This is a genomic window from Pseudomonas sp. NPDC007930 (genome assembly GCF_042958985.1).
Taxonomy (GTDB): domain Bacteria; phylum Pseudomonadota; class Gammaproteobacteria; order Pseudomonadales; family Pseudomonadaceae; genus Aquipseudomonas.
Window position 1 is genome coordinate 65,299 of the sequence record NZ_JBIBKC010000012.1, and the last position, 21,078, is coordinate 86,376.

Below are 21,078 nucleotides of genomic sequence, written 5' to 3' on the forward strand. Positions count from 1 at the left end.
TCTCTGTAACCGATTCTAACCGGCGCGACGTTAGCAGAGCCGCGCCAGCCGGGCAAATCAGCGCGCCAGCAACTGCTGCAGGATGTTCAGTGCGGGGTCGATGTCGAGCCGTTCGATGCTGCCAAAACCCATCAGCAAACCCTGCCGCGCCGGCGCCTGGTGATAAAACCCCGCCAGCGGGTACAGCCCCAGCCCTTCGGCGCGGGCGGCGCTGGCCAGGGCCCCGGCGTCGCGGCGGTCGCGCAGCAGTAATGCCAGGTGGAACCCGGCCTGGGCCGGGACCGGCTCCAGCCAGGGCGCGAGGTCCGAGTGGGCGCGCGCGAGGATGCGCGCACGGCGGCTGGCGTAGATGCCATGGCAGCGGCGAATGTGCCGCTGCAGGTGGCCGGCCTCGATGAACCGCGCCAGTGCCCATTGCAGCAGGCTGTTGCTGTGCCAGTCCATCAACTGGCGGGCCTTGATCGCCGGTTCCATCAACAGCGGTGGCAACACCAGGTAACCCAGGCGCAGCTCGGGCAGCACGGTCTTGGAGAACGTGCCCACATAGGCCACCACGCCGGCGGTGTCCTGGCTCTGCAAGGATTCCAGCGCCGGGCCTTCGTAGCGGAACTCACTGTCGTAGTCGTCTTCGATGATCAGCATGCCGCGTGCTTCGGCCAGGGCCAGCAGCGCCCGCCGCCGCGCCGGGCTCATCGGCATGCCCAGCGGCATCTGGTGCGACGGGGTGACGTACACCAGCCGGGCATCCTCCGGCACCTGCTCGGTGCACAGGCCCTCGGCGTCGACCGGCACGCCCACCACGCTGGCGCCGAGGCTTTCGAACAGCAACCGCGCGGGGGTGTAGCCGGGGTCTTCCATGGCCACCCGGCAGCCTGGTTCGATCAACAGCCGGGCGAGCAGGTCCAACGCCTGCTGGGCGCCGTTGCACACCAGCACATCGTTGGCGGTGCACCGCACACCGCGGGCGAAGGCGGCGTGCCCAGCCACCGCCGCGCGCAGCGCCGCCACGCCCTGGGGGTCACCATAAAAGCCGCGCGCCTCGCTCATCTGCCGCAACGCTGCCTGCATGCATTGGCGCCAGGCGTCGAGGGGGAAGTGCTGTTTCATCACCGCGCCGCCCATGAACTCATAGCGCAGCCGGCCGGCGTGGTCTGGGTGGCGCAACGGCACCTGCAGGCGCTGCCACCAAGCCAGCCGGGGCTGCCCGCTCAGCGCCTGGGCTGCGCGCGGCGTGGGGGCCGCCGCGGGCGGTACCTTGACGAAGCTGCCACGGCCCACCTGGCCTTCGAGCAGGCCGCTGTAGCCCAGTTGGGCGTAAGCGTCGGCCACGGTTTTGCGAGACACCCCCAGTTGCTCGGCGAGCAGGCGCGTCGGCGGCAGTTGGGTGCCATCGGGCAAGCGGCCTTCGCGGATCGCCGCGTGCAGTTGCGCGTACAGTTGCTGGGCAAGGCCTTTGCGGCCTTCGAAGACGATGTGCAGTTCCATGGCGCCGCCGGGCTTGAGGTGCGCCGATGGTCGCCTGTGGCCCCGTGGGGGTCAACCACGCGGCTGCGCCGCCGGCGCCGAGAAGCGTTCGACCGGCCAGGGCCTGGCGAGTGCCGCCGTTAGTACACCTGTACTATTGGTCCGGCCCGGCGCGGGGTGTTTACTGGGTGGGTGCCTATGGCAGTCCCCTCTCTTCAACAGCGCCCGATGGACCTGGCGAGCCTGCAGTGCCCTTGACCTGGCCTGGCCGCGGCCCCGCGCAAGGAACCGAACCGTGAAAAAGCCCTTCTTCATTTTTGCCGCCCTCAGCCTGGCCGGTTGCGCCAACATGCCCGCTGGCAGTGGCTCAGGCCTCAACGTGATCAACAGCCTCACCGGCCAACCCGCGCAAACCCAACCGTTCGACCCCGTGGCGCTGAACCGCAGCGTGGTGCCTGGCAAAACCACCCCGGACCAGGTACTCACTGCCCTCGGCGCCCCGACGACCCGCCAAACCAGCGCCACCGGCGAAGAAACCTGGCAGTACCTGCGCGACACCGGCAGCGCCAGCAACAGCGGCACCTTGAGCAACCTGACCAACTCGCTGCCCACCCAGACCCGCGCGCGGGTCAATTCCAGCATCAACCAGAACACCGCCCAAGGTGGCTATGCCTCCGACCTGCTGGAGCTGGCCAACAGTGCGATGAAGGGCTCGGGCAACAGCAACGCAGGCCCGCGCAACGTGACCATTCGCTTCAGCAAAGGCGTGGTGAAAGACTTCAGCTACCAGTGACCGCCCGCGGCGCACTGCGGATCGCCAGCAGTACCGAGCGCAGCTCCGCCGGGTTCAGCGGCAACGCCAGGTAGGTGGCGCGCAGGCCGGGCGTGGGCTGGGCGCCCAGCAGCACTTGCGGCAACGGGCTGGCGGGGTCGGCCACTGAGGCCACCCGCACATCGCAAGGGCCGCCGGGTGCGACCAGCACGCAGCCCCACTTGCGCAGCAGCGCCTCTACCCCCACCAGGCCGGCCTCGCCGGCCCAGCCCACGCGTAACCCGGCGAGCAGGTCGAAGCCACCCTGGGCCGGCGCGCCAGGCAAGCCCTCGAGTACCACCGCGGTGCCGCGCCCAGGCTGGGAGCGCACCCGCAGGCCCAGCCCGAGCACGCTGGCCAGGCGCTGCACGATCGCCATCCCCAGCCCATGCCCGGCCACCTCCGCCGAGGGCGCGTTGCGGTAGAACTCTTCGAACACCCGGCCCAACTGGTGGCTGTCGATGCCCGGCCCGCGGTCATGCACCTCCAGCGCCAGCGCCCCGTTGCGCCGGCGGGTGCCGATCAGCACGCGGCTGCCGGGGGCGTACTTGATCGCGTTGGAGATCAGGTTTTGCACCATCCGCGCCAGCAGGGTCGGGTCGCTGTAGGCCCATTGGCGCGTGGCCCGCACGCGCAGCTGGGCGCCCGCGGCACGGGCGGCGGCCTCGTTCTGCCGGGCCAGGGTGTGCAGCAGCGCGTGCAGGTCGAACGGCTGGGCGTTGGCCTGTATTGGGCCTTGGTCGAGGTGGTACTGGTCGATCAGTTGGCCGAACAACTGGCCGACGTTCACCAGCGAGTGGTCGATGTTGTCGATCATCCGTTGCTGCTCGGCGTCTAGCGCGCTGTTGCGCAGGCAGGCGGTGAACAGCCCGATCGACTGGATGGGCTGGCGGATGTCATGGCTGGCCTGGGCCAGCAGGCGGGCTTGCTCCTGGCTGGCGCGTACCTGTTCCGTGGCCAGTTGGTGCGCTTCCCGCGCCAGGAACAGCGCGTAGGCCGGCACCGCCAATACGCTCAGGGCCATCGCCGCCGGCATGAACGGGTGGGCCTGCCACAACGGCGTGTTGCCCCAGGCCACCGCCAGCGAGGTGAGCGCGCACAGCGTGGCCAGCAGCAGGTCGCGGGGGCCGAAGCGCAGGGCGTTGCCCACCGTGACCCACAGCAGCACCGCGAACAGCGGCAGGGCGACTTCGCCGCCGACCACCATCACCAGGGTGATGGCGGTGTAGTCGTGGAGCATTTCCAGGGCCCGGCGCAGTGGGAAGTGCCCTGGTCGGCTTTTTATGTCTTTTCGTATCCAGATCGATACACTCAGGAAAAACCCGATATAGAGCAGCACAGGGATGAACGATGCCAGCTCGGAGCCCGGCAGCAGCGCCACCACCAGTACATAGATCGCCGAACAGCCGGCCACGAACAGCCGCACGCTGGCTTGTTCGAGTTCGGTGTGCTTGCTGGCGGGCATGGCGCGGCAGTCCTTTGGCTGGGTGGGCGTGCCCATGGCGGGCATGATCATCGTTGCCGATGACCACCCTCTGTTCCGCGAGGGTGTGGCGCGCAATGTTAAACGCATGATGCCGGCGGCGGCCATCCATCAGGCTGGGTCAATCGATGAAGTGCGCGCGCTGGCAGGCGATGGCGCGGCGTTGCGGATGCTCGTGCTAGACCTGTGCTTCCCCGGGCTGGACGGCCCCCAGCAAGTGGCTTGCATGCGCCAGGCCTACCCGCGCGCGGTGCTGGTGGTGGTGTCGATGCTGGAGCAGTGGCCGGTGGTGCGCCAGGTGATGGCGGCGGGCGCCAATGGCTTTATCGGCAAGGGGGTGGCCGCTGAGCGCTTTTGCCAGGCGCTGCTGGCCATCGCCCAAGGGCAGGCGCTGGTGTGCCGCAGCCAGGCCGAGCCGTTCAGCGTGGCCGCGCCCACCGCGGCCCTGACCGAACGCCAGCAGCAGGTGTTGCAGGGCGTGTGCGAGGGCAAGACCAACAAGGAAATCGCCCGGGCCCTGGCGATTTCCCCCTTCACCGTGCGCTTGCATGTGTCGGCCATTCTCAAGGCGCTGGGGGTGGCCACCCGTACCGAGGCCGCGGTGTTGGGCGCGGCGCTGCCGTTCCAGAGCAAACGGTAAACATTCCTACAGCGCGTTCGGAATCGTCTGATAGAAGCCCCCGGTGCCCGGCCGTTATGGTGCTAGGCGGTACCCTTGACCGCGCGCCGGAGCCCGCCCCCTCATGAACCTCGAACTGCAATTGCTGTGTGACGCCCCCGATGCCGTCGCCTTGATCCACCGTTACTGGGCCACGGGCGAAGACGGCCAGTTCCTCGAAAAAGTGGCCGCGTTGCTGCCCTTCCGTAACTTCACCAGCCCCGCCCAGGTCACCCAGTATGTGCGCGAGCAGTGCCGGGTGCTCGACCTCAACCAGCGCTGCCCGCGTTGCGCCGAAGCGGTGCTGATCACCACCCGCAGCGCCGCCCGCGCCCAGCCCCAGCGCAGCCCACGGCATTGCCAGGCCTGCGAGGAAAAAATAGAAAGCGCCAAGCGCGAGGCCCGCGCCCAGGCCGAGCAGCGCCTTGCCGAGCGGCTATGTGCTTATATGCAAGCTCGCCCACCGGTCCCGGCGGACTACGCCACGGTCACCGATGACACCGCCGTGCTGCTGCTGGCGCTGAATACGGCGATCGCCCCACGGCTGGCGGCTGGGGGGTTTTCCGGGCACGACTGCAAAGCCCTGGCGCCAGCCCACGTCGGGCATTTCATCGAGCGCCTGCACCAGGCCGGTGTGCTCATGGAGGCGCCGGCCCACGCCGCGCCAGGCACTTACTACCTCGACGGCGACGCGCTGCGGGTGAAGGTGAACCAGCGCGCTTTCGAGCTGCAACCCGGGCTGGCGCCGGGGCACATCGACACGCTGCTGGCGGCCTACCACCGGCGCAGCTTCAACGACGCGCCGCGGCTGTACGACCTCTGGCTCGACTACGCCGAAGCCGACTGCATGGCGTACTTCAATACCCAGTGCGCGATCTACCAGCATGAGCTGTACGCCGATGAGCTGGCCGAGGTGCGCAGCGCCCTGCGCGCCGGGCTCGAGCACTACAGCGTGGCGCAGCTGTGGTCGGCCATCTGGCGGGTGGTGCGCGACGCCGCGAGCCTGGCCAACCGCACCTACTACAACCGCGCCAAGGCGTCGGCGACCCTGCCCGGCAAGCTGCGGCGCCTGCTCGAGCGCGCTCGCCGCGAGGCGCTGGAACTGAAAAGCTGGCGCCGCCCCGAGCCGCAGCCGGCCGGGGCGCTGGGCATGGTGCTGGCAGAGTTGTTCGGCATCGACGAAAACACCCCCGGCAGCGTGGCCTGGGCCACCTTCGCCCACCGCAGTGAAGACTGGGCCGGGGTGGGCGAGCCCAAGGCCTGGATGGCCTCGCGGCGCCTGATGGTGCGGGCGCTGGAGGCCGACATGCCGTTCGCCACGCTCAAGCAGTTCGCCGAGATTCTCGCCGCCGGCTACCCGCTCGACGCCGCCATCCACGAGGTGCTCAGCCGGTGGCCGGCGCCTGGCGCGGCGCCGGGCTGGGAGGCCTTCAGTGGCGGGCCTGGCTCGGCACCGGTTGAGGGTCCGGCCCCTTGAAAATCTGCGCGATGGCCATCGTCAGCAGGGGCGCGAACAGGGCGAAGTAGGAGCTGTCGATCCCGTAGGGGTTGCCCGCCAGGAACCAGCCGATGGTCGAGATCACCGAGAGGATCACCCCCCACAGCGCGCCTTTCGGCGAACCAAAGCGTGGCGCGTAAAAGCACATCAGCACGATCACCGCCAGGGTGGCGCGCAGCGCTTTGCCGAGGAAGGCAATCAGCAGAATCTTGTCGGCGTACAGCGCCAGCACCAACGGCAGGATGCCGATCACCACGATCGCCAGCTTCACGAACAGCACCGACTTGCGGTCGTTGTTCTCGCGGTTGAAGAACGGGTCGTAGAAGTCTTTCAGGGCCAGGGTGGCAGAGGCCAGGGTGTTGGCCGAAATCCCCCCGAACAGCGCGCCCGCCAAGCCGATCACCACCAGCGCGGCGGGCAGGGTGGGCATGTGCGCGATCAGCGCGGGGAAGGCGTCGATCGACTTGATCCCGGGGTAGAGAAACGCGCTGCTCATGCCGATCACCGCGGCGGCCAGGCCGAAGGGGATCATCAGCGACGACACGTAGTAGCAGGCGCGGCGCGAGGTTTTTTCATCCGGGGTGCTCACCAAGGCCTGGATCACGTACTGGGTGGCGAAGATCGAGCCGATGCCGCCGATCATCCAGGCAAAGATTTGCCCCCAACCCACACCGGTGGTGTCGAACATCATCGCCGGCAAGCGTGCCTGCATCGCGCCGATGCCGCCGGTGGCGTTGAGGGCGAAGGCCAGGGCGAACATGATGCCGATGTACTTGACCGAGGCGTGCACGAAGTTGGTGTACACCACCGAGCGCATGCCGCCGAGGCTGACGTAGAACACCGTGATCACCCCGACGAGGATCACCGCCAGGCGCTTGTCGATGCCCAGCACGGCGGCCAGCACCGCGCCGCCGCTGGCGTACAAGGCCACCGAGACGATGCCCAGGGCGAAGATGGTCAGCACCGAGGCGGCGTAGCGGGTGCCCTGGCCGTAATTCTGCGCGAGGATGCCAGAGATCGTGTTGAGCCCGGTTTCGCGGTACTTACGCGCCAGCACCAGGGCCAGCAACAAAAAACCCAACGATAGCGCCACCAGGTTCCAGGCCGCGGAGATACCCGCCTCGAAACCCTTTTGCGCGGTGCCGATGCTCACCGAGCTGCCGATGAACTCAGACAGCAGCAGCGCACCGATCAGAAACGGCGGGAAACTGCGCCCACCACTGGTAAAACCTTCACTGCTCTTGGCGTGCTTGCGCACGGTGTAACCGATCAGCGACATGACGACGAAGTAGCCGGCCGTCAGGCACAGGATGATTATTATTCTTGTGTCCATGGGGTCTCCGGAACGTTTGGCTCAGAAGGGGCTGTTGTATTACAACCCTGGTTCAGGGCTGTGGTGGCGCGGGGTTGAGTTGTTCGGTGCCCTCTTGAGCGGCGGGATAGGATTGTTTTAGAGCGGCCAGGGCAGGGGGTGGCTGGCCGTCAATAGTCTTTGTTATACGTTATGTGTCGTCGTACAACAATGATTTGATTGCGCTATCACTTTTCGGGGGCGGATCGGGATCGGCAACTTCAGAGCTTCATGCAAGGGATCAATTTGTGAGCTCTGCGGATTTTGTGCATGCGCTTCAGGACCTATCGCCCGGCACAGCCGGCCTCCCACGGGTTCTGTGTTGCCCAGTAAATCAAGTACTTACACAAATCTGGTGGGAGGCCGGCTGTGCCGGGCGAAGGGCCCTGAAGCTCATGCACAAAATCAGAAGAGCTTACAGATTGATCTCTTCCATAAACCGTGAAATTGCTTAAGTGAACAGCATTACGGCTGTGCCGGGCGAGGGGGCTTGAATCACAGGCACTAAAAAGCCGGCTTGTGGCCGGCTTCTTGCGGACGGGTTTGAGCTATTTGTGATAGCCCGCACCCGCCGTTAACAGGTTCGGCGCAAGGCCGAGAAAGCGGAGCGGCACTGCCGCGATAGGGCGGTACCGCCAACGGCCGCGAGGGCCGTGGTGTGGGGCGCGATGATACAAACCCAGGCCAGGCTTGGCCAGTGGAGTTTTACCCGCGGCCCCTCACCGCTGTGGCATCAGCCCTTGTAGGCGGCCACGGCTTTGGTGATTTCGGCGCGCGCGGCGTCGGCGTCGGCCCAGCCCTTGACCTTCACCCACTTGCCTTTTTCGAGGTCTTTGTAGTTCTCGAAGAAGTGCTTGATCTGCTCCAGCAGCAGGGCTGGCAGGTCGGTGTACTCTTTCACGTCAACGTACAGCTGGCTGAGTTTGTCGTGTGGTACGGCCAGTACCTTGGCGTCGCCGCCGCTTTCGTCGTCCATGTGCAGCACGCCCACCGGGCGCGCGCGGATCACCGCGCCTGGCGCGACCGGGTAAGGGGTGACCACCAGCACGTCGAGGGGGTCGCCGTCGTCGGCCAGGGTGTTGGGGATGTAGCCATAGTTGGCCGGGTAGAACATCGGGGTGGCCATGAAGCGGTCGACGAACAGCGCGTCGCTGTCTTTGTCGATTTCGTATTTGATCGGCGCGTGGTTGGCAGGGATTTCGATAGCGACGTAGATGTCGTTCGGCAGGTCCTTGCCCGCAGGGATCTTGCTGTAGCTCATGGGTGTTGCCCCCGTTAATCAGTCGGATCGTTTTGGCCGTTACCGGCGAAAGTGGCGGCGATTATAGGCTGATACGCCGGTGTGTGCCACGGATCGGACCGTGCTGGCGCGCTTTAGTGCTGGGGGTTGGCGTTAGCCGGGGTGGCGCTGGCCTGGCGCAGGCGCGCGAGCGGATCTTGCCGGTAGAACAGCCGCAATTGCGCGTACACCTGGGGGTAGGCCTCGACCAGCAGGTCGGGCGCGCTGAAGAAGTATTCGCTGGTCACCGCGAAGAACTCCGCGGGGTTTTCCGCGGCATAGGGGTCGATGGCGGTTTCGCCGTCGGGGTTGGCGTCCAACTGTGCGTTGAGGTCGTTGTAGGCGCCCTGCATGGCATCGGCCCAGGCCTGTACGCGCATGTCGCTGTGCAGCGGCGGCAGGCCATTGGCCGCGCCGCTGAGCATGTCGAGCTTGTGCGCCAATTCGTGGATCACCAGGTTGTAAGCCTCCCATTCGCCACTGGCAAGCACCCCGGGCCAGGCCATGATCACCGGGCCCTGATGCCAGGCTTCGCCGCTGTGTTCGGCATCCCACTCATGCTCCACGCCACTGCCGTCGCGGTAGCGCTGCGGGCTGAGGAAGTCGTCCGGGTAGAGCACGATCTCATGGAAACCCTGGTACCAGTTCAGCTCCGGCAGGCCCAGCAACGGCAGTTGCGCCTGGGCTGCCAGGTACACCCGGCCGGTGTCGTCCAGCTCAACCCCGGGTAGGGCGCTGAGGGTTTTAGCGTGCAGGAACAGCGCCGAGCGCTCGCGCAGCAGGGCGTCCTGCTCGGCGCTGAGCCCGTCGAGGATCGGCAACCCGGCGCGGGCCTGGGCCCACAGCGTGTCGCTGATCGGGTGCCGGGCCAGCGCACGGCGCCGGCGCCAGGCGCTGAACCAGCCCATCAGCGTGACGGCGCCGCGCGGCCGGCGCGCGAGCGCACTACGCCGATGATCACCGGCAGCAACGACAGCACGATGATCGCCAGGATCAACAGCGTGAGGTGTTGCTTGATGAACGGCACGTTGCCAAAGAAGAAGCCCAACGCCACCAGCCCGCCGACCCAGGCCACGGTGCCGGCCACGCTGAAGAACAGAAAGCGCGGGTAGTGCATCTTGCCCATGCCGGCCACGAACGGCGCGAAGGTGCGCAGGATCGGCAGGAACCGCGCCAGGGTGACGGTTTTGCCGCCGTGGCGCTCATAGAAGGCGTGGGTCTGTTCCAGGTAATCGTGGCGGAACACCTTCGAATGCGGGTTGCTGAAGAGTTTTTCGCCCAAGGTGCGGCCGATCACGTAGTTGGTGCTGTCACCGAGAATGGCCGCGGCCATCAATAGCGCGGCCAGCAGCCAAGGGTCCATGCCACCGCCGGCGGCGATGGCGCCACCGATGAACAACAACGAATCGCCCGGCAGGAAGGGCGTGACCACCAGGCCGGTTTCGCAGAAGATCACCGCGAACAGGATGGCGTAAATCCATACCCCGTACTGCGCCACGGCCATGCCGAGGTACACGTCCAGATGCAGGATAAGGTCCAGGGGGTTGAAGTCCATGTGCGTCACCTGTTTGGCGCGCCTGGCAGAATGCAGGCGCAAGGTTCGCATTATAGAGCGACGGCCCGTGGCATTTCAGTCACTGTTGATCGGCAACACATAATTCTTGAATTCGGTGTCTTCGCGAAAGCCGATCGACTCGTACACCTTCTGCGCCACCGCGTTGTCGCTGCTGGTCGACACGCGCATGCGCACCGCGTGGCTTTGCTTGGCCATCTGCTTGGCGGTACGCATCAGATGGTCGGCCACCAACTGGCGGCGGGCGTCTTCGGCCACGTACACGTCGTTGAGGATCCACACCCGCTTGAGCGAGAGCGACGAATAACTGGGGTACAGCTGGCAAAAGCCGAGCAGGCGGCTGTCGTCGTCGTCGGGGAAGGCCAGGTAGATCACCGACTCTTTGCGCCGCAGGCGCTTTTCGAGAAAGGCCCGGGAGGTGTCAGGGTAGGGCAGTTCGCCATAAAACTCGCGGTATTTGACGAACAGCGGGGCAATCAGGTCCAGGTGCTCAAGGGTCGCTTGTACGATACGCATGGGCCGAACTCCAAAGACACAGGTGGAATAGAGCCAGCCTAGAGCGCTGCGCGGTAGCGGGCAAGCCAAAAGCCGCAAGCGGCAAGCCCCTACACGCGCTTGCCGCTTGCTACTTGCAACTCCCGCCAGGCCTAGAAGAACCCAAGCGGGTTGATGTCATAGCTCACCAGCAGGTTTTTGGTCTGCTGGTAGTGGTCGAGCATCATCTTGTGGGTTTCCCGGCCGATGCCGGACTTCTTGTAGCCGCCGAATGCGGCATGGGCCGGGTACAGGTGGTAGCAGTTGGTCCACACACGGCCGGCCTTGATCCCGCGGCCCATGCGGTAGGCACGGTTGATGTCGCGGGTCCATACGCCGGCGCCGAGGCCGAACTCGGTGTCGTTGGCGATCGCCAGGGCTTCGGCTTCGTCCTTGAAGGTGGTCACGCTGACCACCGGGCCGAAGATTTCTTCCTGGAACACGCGCATCTTGTTGTTGCCCTTGAGCAGGGTCGGCTGGATGTAATAACCCGTGGCCAGGTCACCCTCGAGCTTGTGCACCTGGCCGCCGGCGAGCAACTCGGCGCCCTCCTGCTTGGCGATTTCCAGGTAGGAGAGGATTTTGTCGAACTGCTGCTCCGAGGCCTGGGCGCCGATCATGGTGTCGGTGTCGAGCGGGTCGCCGCGTTTGATCTGCTCGACCTTTTTCATCACTTCCTTCATGAACGCCGGGTAGATCGACTCTTGCACCAGCACCCGCGACGGGCAGGTGCACACTTCGCCCTGGTTGAAGAACGCCAGCACCACGCCTTCGGCCGCCTTCTCGATGAACTTCGGCTCGGCCTGCATGATGTCTTCGAAGAAAATGTTCGGCGACTTACCGCCCAGCTCCACGGTGCTGGGGATGATGTTCTCCGCCGCGCACTTGAGGATGTGCGAGCCCACCGGGGTGGAACCGGTGAAGGCGATCTTGGCGATGCGCTTGCTGGTGGCCAGCGCTTCACCGGCTTCTTTGCCGAAGCCCTGCACCACATTGAGCACGCCCGGCGGCAGCAGGTCGCCGATCAGCTCGACCAGCACGGTAATCCCCAGCGGGGTTTGCTCGGCCGGCTTGAGCACCACGCAGTTGCCCGCGGCCAGCGCCGGCGCCAGCTTCCAGGCGGCCATCAGGATCGGGAAGTTCCACGGGATGATCTGCCCAACCACGCCCAGCGGTTCATGGATGTGGTAGGCCACGGTGCCGGCGTCGATTTCCGAGGCGGTGCCTTCCTGGGCGCGCAGGGCGCCGGCGAAGTAGCGGAAGTGGTCCGCGGCCAGCGGGATGTCGGCGTTGAGGGTTTCGCGGATGGCCTTGCCGTTGTCCCAGGTTTCGGTGATGGCCAGGGTTTCGAGGTGTTGCTCGATACGGTCGGCGATTTTCAGCAGCACCAGCGAGCGCGCCTGTACAGCGGTGCTGCCCCAGGCTTCGGCGGCCGCGTGGGCGGCGTCTAGTGCTTTGTCGATGTCTTTGGCAGTGGAGCGGGGGAATTCCGCGATGGGCTTGCCGTTGATCGGCGAGGTGGTGGTGAAGTACTGGCCTTCTACCGGCGCTACGAATTCGCCATTGATGTAATTGCCGTAGCGGGCCTTGAAGGAAACCTTGGCGCCTTCGGTGCCGGGGTGTGCGTAACGCATGGTAGGTGTCTCCTGGTCTTGTTCTTTGATGAGCACACGCGCTGTTGCGCTAATAAGCGTAGAGCAAAGCATGGGCCAGCGTAGGCCAAGCCCGCCTTGCGCGCCCGTTGGGCTACCGACGGTGGCCGGTTGTACCGTTTGTGGCACAACCGTGGGTGACAAACTGTTGCGCTTTTGCCGCTGCGCTCGGCGTATTTGCCAACGCGCGGCGTTCGGCCCATGCTGGGCAGGACCCGCCAAGAAACCATAAGAATATGCACAGCGATCATTTGAGCCGCCATGCGCGGAACGTCATCACTGCCGCCCAGGGCCACGCCGTGACCGCGGCCAGCGACCCTTCGATTGCCCGCTCGTGGCGGCGCTGCCTGCTCGAGCACCACCTGGACCCGGCGCAGATGCTGGCGCCCACGGTGCTGGAGCATGCCCGCGTGCTCGAAGGCCGCGAGCGCCTGCAGCGGGTGCTGCAAGTGGCCGACGGCCAGATGAACCAATTGCACCTGCAACTGAGCGGCGCCGGCCATGCGGTACTGCTCACCGACGCCTGCGGGGTGATCCTCAACTGCATTACCGCCGCCAGCGAGCGCCCGGTGTTCGAGCGCGCCGGCCTGTGGCTGGGCGCCGACTGGAGCGAGGCGCGCGAGGGCACCAACGGCATCGGCACCTGCCTGGTCGAGCGCCAGGCCTTGACCATCCACCAGGCCGAGCATTTTCGCGGCCGCCACACCGGGCTCACGTGCTCCGCCAGCCCGGTGTTCGACCCCGCCGGCGAGCTGCTGGCGGTGCTGGACGTGTCGTCGGCGCGCCAGCAGGCCTCGCGGCAAAGCCAGTTTCACACCATGACCCTGGTCAACCTGGCGGCGAAAACCATCGAGAGCGCCTACTTCATGCGCCATTTCGAGCGCCACTGGCTGTTGCGCTTCCACCTGCAGGCCGAGGCCCCGGGCTTGTTCGGCGAGGGCCTGCTGGCGTTCGACGGCGCCGGCCAGGTACTGGCGATCAACCCCGGCGGGCTGAATTTGCTGCACCTCAGCCGCGAAGCCGTGCACGGCCTTAACGTTGAAACCCTGTTCGATTGCCGCCTGAGCGAGCTGCTCGGCCGCGCCAGCGATCAAAGCCTGGCGCGCTGGCCGTTGCGCCGCCAGGGCGGGCATTTGCTCTATGCCTGCGTGCGCGGCGCGGCGCCGCTGGCCCGGCGCTTGGCCAGCCCCGCGCCGGCACCCAGCGCGCCGGCGGCGGCCTCGGCCTGGTGCCTGGCCGACGCGCGGGTGGCGGCCCATTACCGCCGCGCCCTGAAGGTGTACCAGCACGACGTGCCGTTGTTGATCCAGGGCCAGACCGGGGTGGGCAAAGAGGCCTTCGCCCGCGCCGTGCACGAGGCCAGCGAACGCGCCAGCCAACCGTTCGTGGCGCTGAACTGCGCGGCCATCCCGGAAAGCCTGATCGAAAGCGAGCTGTTCGGCTACCGCGCCGGCAGCTTTACCGGCGCCAGCAAAGACGGCATGCGCGGCAAGCTGCTCGAAGCCAACGGCGGCACCCTGCTGCTCGATGAAATCGGCGACATGCCGCTGCCCCTGCAAACCCGCCTGCTGCGGGTGCTCGAAGACCGCCACGTGGTGCCCCTGGGCGGCGTGCCGCAGCCGCTGGACGTGCGCTTGATCAGCGCCACCCATCAGGACCTTACCGCCCGGGTCGCCAGTGGCGCCTTCCGCGAAGACCTCTACTATCGCCTGGCCGGGCTGGCCATCGAGCTGCCGCCGCTGAGCGAGCGAGACGACAAACCAGCGCTGATCGAGCACCTGCTTGGCCAACTGGCGCCGGGCATGCAACTGGCGCCCGAGGCCCGCGAAGCGCTGTTGGCCCATGGCTGGCCAGGCAACGTGCGCCAGCTCAAGACCGTGCTGCGCACCGGGGTGGCCCTCAGCGAGGGTGGGCGCATCGAACTGGCCGATTTGCCCGCCGACCTGCGCCAGGCCCAGCCCGCGCCGGCGGCCACGGCGCCCCTGGCCGACGCCGAGCGCAGCGCCTTGCTGCAGGCGCTCGAGCAAGAGCGCTGGCACATGACCCGGGTCGCCCAGCGGCTGGGCATCAGCCGCAATACGCTGTACCGCAAACTGCACCGCCACGGCCTCAGCCGGCAATGACCGCGTGAGATTTTTCGCCGCCTGGGCTACCCTGCGGCGAGGTTTCCCGAGGTCGAACATGTATATTCACATTCTTGGTATCTGCGGCACCTTCATGGGGTCGCTGGCCGTGCTGGCCAAGGAGCAGGGCCATCGCGTCACGGGCTCCGACGCCAACGTCTACCCGCCGATGAGCACCCAGCTGCAAGCCCAGGGCATCGAATTGATGCAGGGCTACGAGCCCGCCCACCTGGACCCAGCCCCCGACCTGGTGGTGATCGGCAACGCGCTGTCGCGCGGCAACCCGGCGGTGGAATATGTGCTCAACACCGGCCTGCGCTATGTGTCTGGCCCGCAATGGCTGGCCGACCACGTGCTGCAAGGCCGCTGGGTGCTGGCCGTGGCCGGCACCCACGGCAAAACCACCACCAGCAGCATGCTCGCCTGGGTGCTCGAGCACGCCGGCATGGCACCGGGGTTTCTCATCGGCGGCGTGCCGCAGAACTTCGCGGTCAGTGCGCGGCTGGGCGATACGCCGTTCTTCGTGGTTGAAGCCGACGAGTACGACAGCGCCTTCTTCGACAAACGCTCGAAGTTCGTGCACTACCGCCCGCGCACCGCGATTTTGAATAATCTGGAATTCGACCACGCGGATATTTTCCCCGACCTGCCGGCCATCGAGCGGCAGTTTCACCACCTGGTGCGGATCATCCCCAGCGAAGGTTTGATCATCCACCCCACCACCGAGCCGGCGCTGAGCCGGGTGCTCGAGATGGGCTGCTGGACCCCGGTGCAAACCACCGGCGCGGGCGGGCAGTGGCAGGCGCGCCTGCTGGCCGCCGACGGCTCGCACTTCGAGGTGCTGTTCGACGGCCAGGCCCAGGGCGAAGTGCACTGGGGCCTGACCGGCCAGCACAACGTCGCCAACGCCCTGGCCACCCTGGCCGCGGCCCGCCATGTCGGCGTGGTGCCGGCCTTGGGCATCAGCGGCCTGAATGCCTTCAAGAGCGTCAAGCGGCGCATGGAGAAGATCGCCGAAGTGCGCGGGGTCACCGTGTACGACGACTTCGCCCACCACCCCACGGCCATCGCCACCACCCTCGACGGCCTGCGCAAGCAGGTGGGCCAGGCGCCGGTGATCGCCATCATCGAGCCGCGTTCGAATTCCATGAAGCTCGGCGCCCACCGCGACGGCCTGCCGGAGAGCGTGCGCGCCGCCGACCAGGTGATCTGGTACGCCCCGCCCAACCTCGGCTGGGACCTGGCCGCCACCGCCGCCCAGTGTGAGGTGCCGGCCACGGTGGCCAGCAGCCTCGAGGCGATCATCGAACAGGTCAAGGCCCAGGCCACCCCGGGCAGCCATGTGGTGATCATGAGCAACGGCGGTTTCGGCGGCCTGCACCATAAGCTCGCCGAGGCCCTGCAATGACCGGCCCGCAACGCGTGACCCTGGCCATGACCGGCGCCTCGGGCGCGCAGTATGGCCTGCGCCTGCTCGACTGCCTGGTCAGTGAAGACCGCGAGGTGCACTTTCTGATTTCGAAGGCCGCGCAATTGGTGCTGGCCACCGAAACGGACGTGACCCTGCCGGCCAAGCCGCAGATGATGCAGGCCTTCCTCACCGAATACACCGGCGCCGCCAACGGGCAGATCCGCGTGTACGGCAAGGAAGACTGGATGGCCCCGGTCGCCTCCGGCTCTGGCGCGCCCGCGGCGATGGTGGTGGTGCCGTGCTCCACCGGCACGCTCTCAGCGATCGCCACCGGCGCCTGCAACAACCTGATCGAGCGCGCCGCCGACGTCGCCCTCAAAGAGCGCCGCCAGTTGATCCTGGTGCCGCGCGAAGCGCCGTACTCGAGCATCCACCTGGAGAACATGCTCAAGTTGTCCAACCTCGGCGCAACCATCCTGCCGGCCTCGCCAGGCTTCTATCACCAACCGCAAACCCTCGACGACCTGGTCGATTTCGTGGTGGCGCGCATCCTCAACCTGCTCGACATCCCGCAAGACATGCTGCCCCGCTGGGGTGAGCACCACGTGGGCGGCGATGAATAAGGCCACCCTCTACGCCCTGGTGCTGGCGCTGCTCAGTGGCTGCGCCAGCCTGCGCACCCTCGACGCCGCCAAGCCCGGCGCGCCGATCGTCTACGCCGGCACCCGGCTAGACCTCTACGCCCTGCAGGGCGGCTGCTGCGCCCAACAGCGCTTTGGCGCCGAAGCCCCTGGCCTGCCCGGGCTGGACCTACCCGCCAGCGCGCTGTTCGACACCGTCGTGTTGCCGCTGTCGTTACTGACCGCGTTGGGGGTGGGGTACCACGCGCAGGGTGGGTTGTAGCCCAATAGCTGTTTTGTCGTTAAACCCTTAGGAGCAGTAGTGATTACCTTAAAGGACTTCGAGCGCGCGTTTTTTGCGTACACGCAGGATTGGACCTGGGAAATTCAGGGTTTTATCGACGAGCAAAACCGGGTTTACCCCATCGATTCAGACACCAAAGTCATCAGCACGGTGTTCGAGCGGTTATCCAGCCCGGTATTGCGCTCTATCGCCAAGGACCACGGTTTTGTCGTCGCCAATGCCAACCAGACCACCTACCCTGATTTTACCTTGACCCTGTTCGACGCCTGGGGTGAGGTGCGGCAACGGATCGCCATCGACATTAAAACGACCTACCATTACCAAGACCGGTGGATGGTATTCACCTTGGGAAGTTATAAGTCGTTCATCAGGAACAACACCAAGAACATTCTGTATCCCTATTCCACCTACACCGACCACTGGGTCATCGGCTTCATCTACAGCCGTAACGATGCGTTTGAAGAGTATGACCTGAGCAATATCCCGCAAGTGGGGGACATCCAGTGCCCCTATGACCTGCAAACGATCTTCATTCGGGATAAAACCGACATCGTTGGCCTGCGCGCCGGCAGTGGCAACACGGCGAATATCGGCTCGATCAAACTCAAGGCGCCCGAGGGCTTCGCCACCGCGCGCGGGCCATTCTCGGCCTTCAGCCAAGCCAAGGCGGCTTGCGATTTCTACTGGTCACAGTACGAGCATTACAGCCGCGAGATCAGTAACGCCGCCGAGTTGCACGGCCATCCTGATTTCGCCAGGTTCCTCTAAGGCCTTTTGCATTGGCCAGGTGTTTACCTGGCCACGATGAAGATTTCTTCGTTGCCGGTGTTCTTGCTCAGCGCGTACTGGTAGCCCCTCACGGTGCGGATTTCTACCTGCCGGCCGCAAGCCTGCATCGCCGCCTGGATTTCCGCCGGGGTGGGGGTGCCGTCGCTGCGATAGCTCATCACCAGCCTGGACTGGGAAAAGTGCCGGCAAATCGCGCCGATGTTGTCGAGCGCCGAGGCTTTTTTGTGCCAGGGGCTGCCGAGGTTGACGATGGGGCGGTGTGGGTAACGGGCGTCGCCGTGCTGGAACAGTGAGTAGTCGCACAAGCCTTCGAGGAAATGGTAGAAGTTCGAGTAGTTGACCGGCACGGACTTGTCGTTCATGTAGGGCGGGTCGAGATAGACCACATCGTAGTCAACCGGCAGTGGCGCCAGGTTGGCCGTGTCTACCCGCAGCGCTTGATGCGCCTGCCCTTCGGGGCTGGGGAAGCGTGCCAGTTCCTGAATGCATTTGAGGGCGTGCACCTGGGTGGCGGTTTCCCAGGTTTTGGCGTTGCCGAACGAACGTTTTACATCCTTCAGGCGCATGTCGAGGTTGGCCCGGTGAAACAGGTTGTAGGGGCGTTTTTTGATCAGCGCCTGGCCGACCGCATACGTGTAAAGCGCCTTTTTGAAACCGGAAAAACCCTGGATGTTCTGGCAGAAGTTATCGATTTCTAGGTTTTCAGCGTCTTTGAAGTAAATACCGGCAAAGGCCTCGGCCACCGTGCTTTTGAAGGTGCTTTCACGGTGGTTGAGAAGGTAGGCCAGGTCGGCCTCCGCGGTGAGGCCCTTGAAGTCTTCAGCGGTGTGGCTGAGGAACAGCCGCGCGGTATTCTGGTTGTAGCGGAGGTAGTCGTTGGCCAGCACGCGCTTGCCCATGAACCGAAACAGCAGCGAGACGATGCCAGAACCTGAGTAAAGATCGATGATCGAGTTGCAGGGTTCCGCGTGAAGAAGTTCGGCAAGCTCAGGAAGTATCTTTCGTTTCGACCCTTGGAAGCGGGTGGCGGGAAAGCGGGGCAACAACATTCACGATCTCCTGTTGCTCACGAACATAGCATGCACCCGGTTCTGGCCAAAACGGGGAGCGGCGGCTGCCGTGGGCATTGGGCTGGGCTACCGGCAAAATGCAAAAAAGCCGCGCGGTGCGCGGCTTTTTTCCGTCTGGTGGGCCCACACGGACTCGAACCGTGGACCAAAGGATTATGAGTCCTCTGCTCTAACCAACTGAGCTATAGGCCCTGACTGGCCGCGGATTATAACGACGACTGGCGGGCAGTGCCATCCATAAAAGTCATTACCGGGGGTTGCAGAAAGCGTGCTTCGAACGCCTCGGCGGTCAGCGGTGGGCTGAGCAGGTAGCCCTGGATCTGCTCGCAACCTTCGCGGGCGAGGAAGTGGCGTTGGGCCGGGGTTTCGACGCCTTCGGCGACCACGGTGAGGTCCAGGCTGTGGCCCAGGGCGATGATCGCGCGCACGATGGCGGCGTCGTCGGTGTCCGCTGGCAGGCCGCGCACGAACGATTGGTCGATCTTCAGGGTGTCGAGGGGCAAGGTTTTCAGGTAGCTGAGCGATGAATAACCGGTGCCGAAGTCATCAATGGCCAATTCCACACCCAGGCGCTTGAGCTGGTGCAGCACGGCGAGGGCTTCTTCGGTGCGGTTCATCAGGAAGGTTTCGGTGATTTCGATCTGCAGTTGCTTCGGGTCGAGGGCGTAGCGTTGCAGCAGTTCTTCGATGCGCGCGGGCAGGTTGGGTTGGCGCAACTGGCGGCCGCTGAGGTTGACCGACAGCGGCCCGAACGGCGTGCCGCGCCAATGCTGCAACTGCGCGCAGGCTTGTTCCATCACCCAGTCGCCGAGCTGCAGGATCATGCCGTTTTCTTCGGCCAGGGCGACGAAGCGCTCGGGCGGGATGTCCCCCAGCACCGGGTGGCGCCAGCGGATCAACGCCTCGGCGCCGGCCAGGCGGTGGTCGGCCAGGCAGAACTTGGGCTGGTAGCGCAACGACAGCTCGCCGCGCTCCAACGCCCGGCGCAGTTCCTGTTCCAACTCGATGCGCGCCTTGGCCTGGGTGGTGAGGTCGTGGGTGTAGCATTCGATGCGGTTGCGGCCCTTGGCCTTGGCGCGGTACATCGCCGCGTCGGCGTTCTTCACCAGGGTGGCGACGTCGCGGCCGTCGTCGGGGTACAGGCTGATGCCGATGCTCACGCTGGTGAAGAACTCATGCTCGCCGGCCTGGAACGGCGCCGTGAAGCAGTCGAGCAGCTGTTCGGCGCAGCGCTCGGCCAGGCGGGTGTCGGTGGCGTCGGGCACCAGCAGGATGAACTCATCGCCGCCCAGCCGGGCCAGGGTGTCGCCGGCGCGCACCTGGCTGTGCAAGCGCTGCGCAATGCCTTTGAGCAGCAGGTCGCCGACCGGGTGGCCGAGGCTGTCGTTGATGTGCTTGAAGCGGTCGAGGTCAAGAAACAACAGCGCGCCGCGGGCCATGCCGTGCTCGCTGGCCAGGGCGGCGTTCAGGCGCTCTTCGAACAGGGTGCGGTTGGGCAGCCCGGTGAGGGGGTCGTGGTGGGCTTGGTAGTCGAGCCGGGCCTGTGCATGCTTGAGGCTGGAGATGTCGGCGAACACCGCCACGAAGTGGGTGATCGCCCGCTCGGCGTTGCGCACGGCGCTGATGGTCAGCCAGCAGGTGAAGGGGTCGCCGTTCTTGCGCCGATTGAGGATTTCCCCCTGCCAGTGGCCCTCGGCCGCCAGGCGGTGCCAGAGGGTGGCGAAAAACGCCGTATCGTGCTCGCCAGAGGCGATCAGCCGCGGGGTTTTGCCCAAGGCTTCGGCTTCGTTGAAGCCGGTGAGTTCGGTAAAGGCGCGGTTCACCGCGCTGATGCGCTGGTGGATGTCGGTGATCATCACGCCTTCGGCGGTGCTTTCGAACACCGTGGCGGCCTGGCGCAGTTTTTCTTCGGTGCGGTGGTGTTCGCTGATGTCCATCATTAGCCCGCGCATTACCGTGCGGCCGTTTTCCTGGCTGAGGGTGACCAGGTCGCGCACCCAGAATATCCGGCCGTTCTCGGCCAGCACCCGGTAGTCGAGGCTGTGGTTGCGCCCGGCGGCGGTCTCTTCGGCGCAGTAGCGCTCGGCCCAGGCGCGGTCGTCGGGGTGCACGATGCGCTGCCAGAAGTCGAGTTTGTGCCAGGCGCTGAGCGGGTAGCCCAGCAGGGCTTCGGCCTGGGGCGATACGTAGCTGAAGCGGTAGGTTTTCGGGTCGGACTCCCAAGCCACCGCCGAGAGGCTTTCGATCATGCCGCGGTAGTGTTGTTCGCGGGTGCTCAGCTCTATTTCAAGGGCTTTGCGCCGTTGGCTTTCGACCCGCAGCCTGCGGTTGGCGCGCAGTACCACCGCCAATGCGGTGATCAGCAAAAGCAGGCAGGCAAGCAACAACAGGGCCGTAATACCGGGCATGGCGGCCTCGTGGTGGGTAAACGCGTGGCGGCCAGTGTAAGCGGGGGTGG

General features: G+C 65.7%; 17 protein-coding genes, 1 tRNA gene and 1 pseudogene. 8 read left to right on the forward strand and 11 right to left on the reverse strand.

Features of this window, described 5'->3' with window-relative positions; genetic code table 11:
* Positions 1 to 57 precede the first annotated feature (57 nt).
* Complete coding sequence (locus ACFZCE_RS21020) at positions 58 to 1,485, reverse strand: aminotransferase class I/II-fold pyridoxal phosphate-dependent enzyme (protein WP_390942448.1); 1,428 nt, start codon at positions 1,483 to 1,485, stop codon at positions 58 to 60.
* Between the two features lie 274 nt (positions 1,486 to 1,759).
* On the opposite strand from ACFZCE_RS21020, the gene ACFZCE_RS21025 reads away from it, so the two are divergent.
* Complete coding sequence (locus ACFZCE_RS21025; protein ID WP_390942449.1) at positions 1,760 to 2,257, forward strand: hypothetical protein; 498 nt, start codon at positions 1,760 to 1,762, stop codon at positions 2,255 to 2,257.
* Here ACFZCE_RS21025 and ACFZCE_RS21030 read toward each other — a convergent pair.
* Entirely contained in the window at positions 2,244 to 3,740 is a 1,497-nt protein-coding gene (locus ACFZCE_RS21030) for an ATP-binding protein (protein WP_390942450.1), read from the reverse strand. The two genes, ACFZCE_RS21025 and ACFZCE_RS21030, sit on opposite strands and share 14 nt — an antisense overlap.
* Between ACFZCE_RS21030 and ACFZCE_RS21035 the strand changes: the two genes are divergently transcribed.
* Together ACFZCE_RS21035 and ACFZCE_RS21040 are read left to right on the forward strand one after the other, a co-directional pair.
* Positions 3,739 to 4,398, forward strand: a complete 660-nt coding sequence (locus ACFZCE_RS21035) for a LuxR C-terminal-related transcriptional regulator (RefSeq protein ID WP_390942451.1) — start codon at positions 3,739 to 3,741, stop codon at positions 4,396 to 4,398. The two genes, ACFZCE_RS21030 and ACFZCE_RS21035, sit on opposite strands and share 2 nt — an antisense overlap.
* Before the next feature lie 103 nt (positions 4,399 to 4,501).
* Positions 4,502 to 5,893, forward strand: a complete 1,392-nt coding sequence (locus ACFZCE_RS21040) for a hypothetical protein (protein ID WP_390942452.1) — start codon at positions 4,502 to 4,504, stop codon at positions 5,891 to 5,893.
* Here the strand turns inward: ACFZCE_RS21040 and ACFZCE_RS21045 are convergent.
* The 6 genes from ACFZCE_RS21045 to ACFZCE_RS21070 form a co-directional block, all read right to left on the reverse strand.
* Positions 5,847 to 7,247 (reverse strand): sodium:solute symporter family protein, encoded by a 1,401-nt coding sequence (locus tag ACFZCE_RS21045; protein ID WP_390942453.1) that lies wholly within the window; start codon positions 7,245 to 7,247, stop codon positions 5,847 to 5,849. The genes ACFZCE_RS21040 and ACFZCE_RS21045 overlap by 47 nt on opposite strands.
* A gap of 751 nt (positions 7,248 to 7,998) precedes the next feature.
* Positions 7,999 to 8,526 carry an inorganic diphosphatase gene (ppa, locus tag ACFZCE_RS21050; RefSeq protein WP_390942454.1) on the reverse strand — a complete coding sequence of 176 codons (528 nt, stop codon included), beginning with the start codon at positions 8,524 to 8,526 and terminating at the stop codon, positions 7,999 to 8,001.
* A gap of 113 nt (positions 8,527 to 8,639) precedes the next feature.
* Positions 8,640 to 9,452 (reverse strand): zinc-dependent peptidase, encoded by an 813-nt coding sequence (locus tag ACFZCE_RS21055; RefSeq protein ID WP_390942455.1) that lies wholly within the window; start codon positions 9,450 to 9,452, stop codon positions 8,640 to 8,642.
* Positions 9,452 to 10,099 carry a DedA family protein gene (locus ACFZCE_RS21060; protein ID WP_390942456.1) on the reverse strand — a complete coding sequence of 216 codons (648 nt, stop codon included), beginning with the start codon at positions 10,097 to 10,099 and terminating at the stop codon, positions 9,452 to 9,454. The genes ACFZCE_RS21055 and ACFZCE_RS21060 overlap by 1 nt, the downstream gene beginning before the upstream one ends.
* A gap of 75 nt (positions 10,100 to 10,174) precedes the next feature.
* Positions 10,175 to 10,633 (reverse strand): GNAT family N-acetyltransferase, encoded by a 459-nt coding sequence (locus ACFZCE_RS21065; protein WP_390942457.1) that lies wholly within the window; start codon positions 10,631 to 10,633, stop codon positions 10,175 to 10,177.
* Between the two features lie 131 nt (positions 10,634 to 10,764).
* The gene (locus tag ACFZCE_RS21070; protein WP_390942458.1) at positions 10,765 to 12,285 is read right to left on the reverse strand and encodes an aldehyde dehydrogenase family protein; all 1,521 of its coding nucleotides are present in this window, start codon (positions 12,283 to 12,285) and stop codon (positions 10,765 to 10,767) included.
* Positions 12,286 to 12,539: 254 nt separating this feature from the next.
* Between ACFZCE_RS21070 and ACFZCE_RS21075 the strand changes: the two genes are divergently transcribed.
* From ACFZCE_RS21075 to ACFZCE_RS21095, 5 genes are read left to right on the forward strand one after another with little or no spacing between them, the layout of a single operon-like run.
* The gene (locus ACFZCE_RS21075) at positions 12,540 to 14,426 is read left to right on the forward strand and encodes a sigma 54-interacting transcriptional regulator (protein ID WP_390942459.1); all 1,887 of its coding nucleotides are present in this window, start codon (positions 12,540 to 12,542) and stop codon (positions 14,424 to 14,426) included.
* A gap of 58 nt (positions 14,427 to 14,484) precedes the next feature.
* Entirely contained in the window at positions 14,485 to 15,834 is a 1,350-nt protein-coding gene (gene mpl, locus ACFZCE_RS21080; RefSeq protein ID WP_390942460.1) for a UDP-N-acetylmuramate:L-alanyl-gamma-D-glutamyl-meso-diaminopimelate ligase, read from the forward strand.
* Positions 15,831 to 16,460: a flavin prenyltransferase UbiX gene (ubiX, locus tag ACFZCE_RS21085; RefSeq protein ID WP_390942461.1), complete on the forward strand. Its 630-nt coding sequence runs from the start codon at positions 15,831 to 15,833 to the stop codon at positions 16,458 to 16,460. The genes mpl and ubiX overlap by 4 nt, the downstream gene beginning before the upstream one ends.
* The gene (locus ACFZCE_RS21090) at positions 16,453 to 16,740 is read left to right on the forward strand and encodes a YceK/YidQ family lipoprotein (RefSeq protein ID WP_390942462.1); all 288 of its coding nucleotides are present in this window, start codon (positions 16,453 to 16,455) and stop codon (positions 16,738 to 16,740) included. The genes ubiX and ACFZCE_RS21090 overlap by 8 nt, the downstream gene beginning before the upstream one ends.
* 39 nt (positions 16,741 to 16,779) lie before the next feature.
* Positions 16,780 to 17,529 carry a type II restriction endonuclease gene (locus ACFZCE_RS21095; protein ID WP_390942463.1) on the forward strand — a complete coding sequence of 250 codons (750 nt, stop codon included), beginning with the start codon at positions 16,780 to 16,782 and terminating at the stop codon, positions 17,527 to 17,529.
* Between the two features lie 23 nt (positions 17,530 to 17,552).
* Here ACFZCE_RS21095 and ACFZCE_RS21100 read toward each other — a convergent pair whose 3' ends face one another.
* The 3 genes and pseudogenes from ACFZCE_RS21100 to ACFZCE_RS21110 form a co-directional block, all read right to left on the reverse strand.
* Positions 17,553 to 18,599, reverse strand: a complete 1,047-nt coding sequence (locus ACFZCE_RS21100; protein ID WP_390942464.1) for a DNA adenine methylase — start codon at positions 18,597 to 18,599, stop codon at positions 17,553 to 17,555.
* Positions 18,600 to 18,735: 136 nt separating this feature from the next.
* Positions 18,736 to 18,812: transfer RNA gene (locus tag ACFZCE_RS21105), tRNA-Ile, on the reverse strand.
* Positions 18,813 to 18,826: 14 nt separating this feature from the next.
* Positions 18,827 to 20,992: pseudogene (locus ACFZCE_RS21110) on the reverse strand (putative bifunctional diguanylate cyclase/phosphodiesterase); the annotation flags it as partial.
* Positions 20,993 to 21,078: the final 86 nt, after the last annotated feature.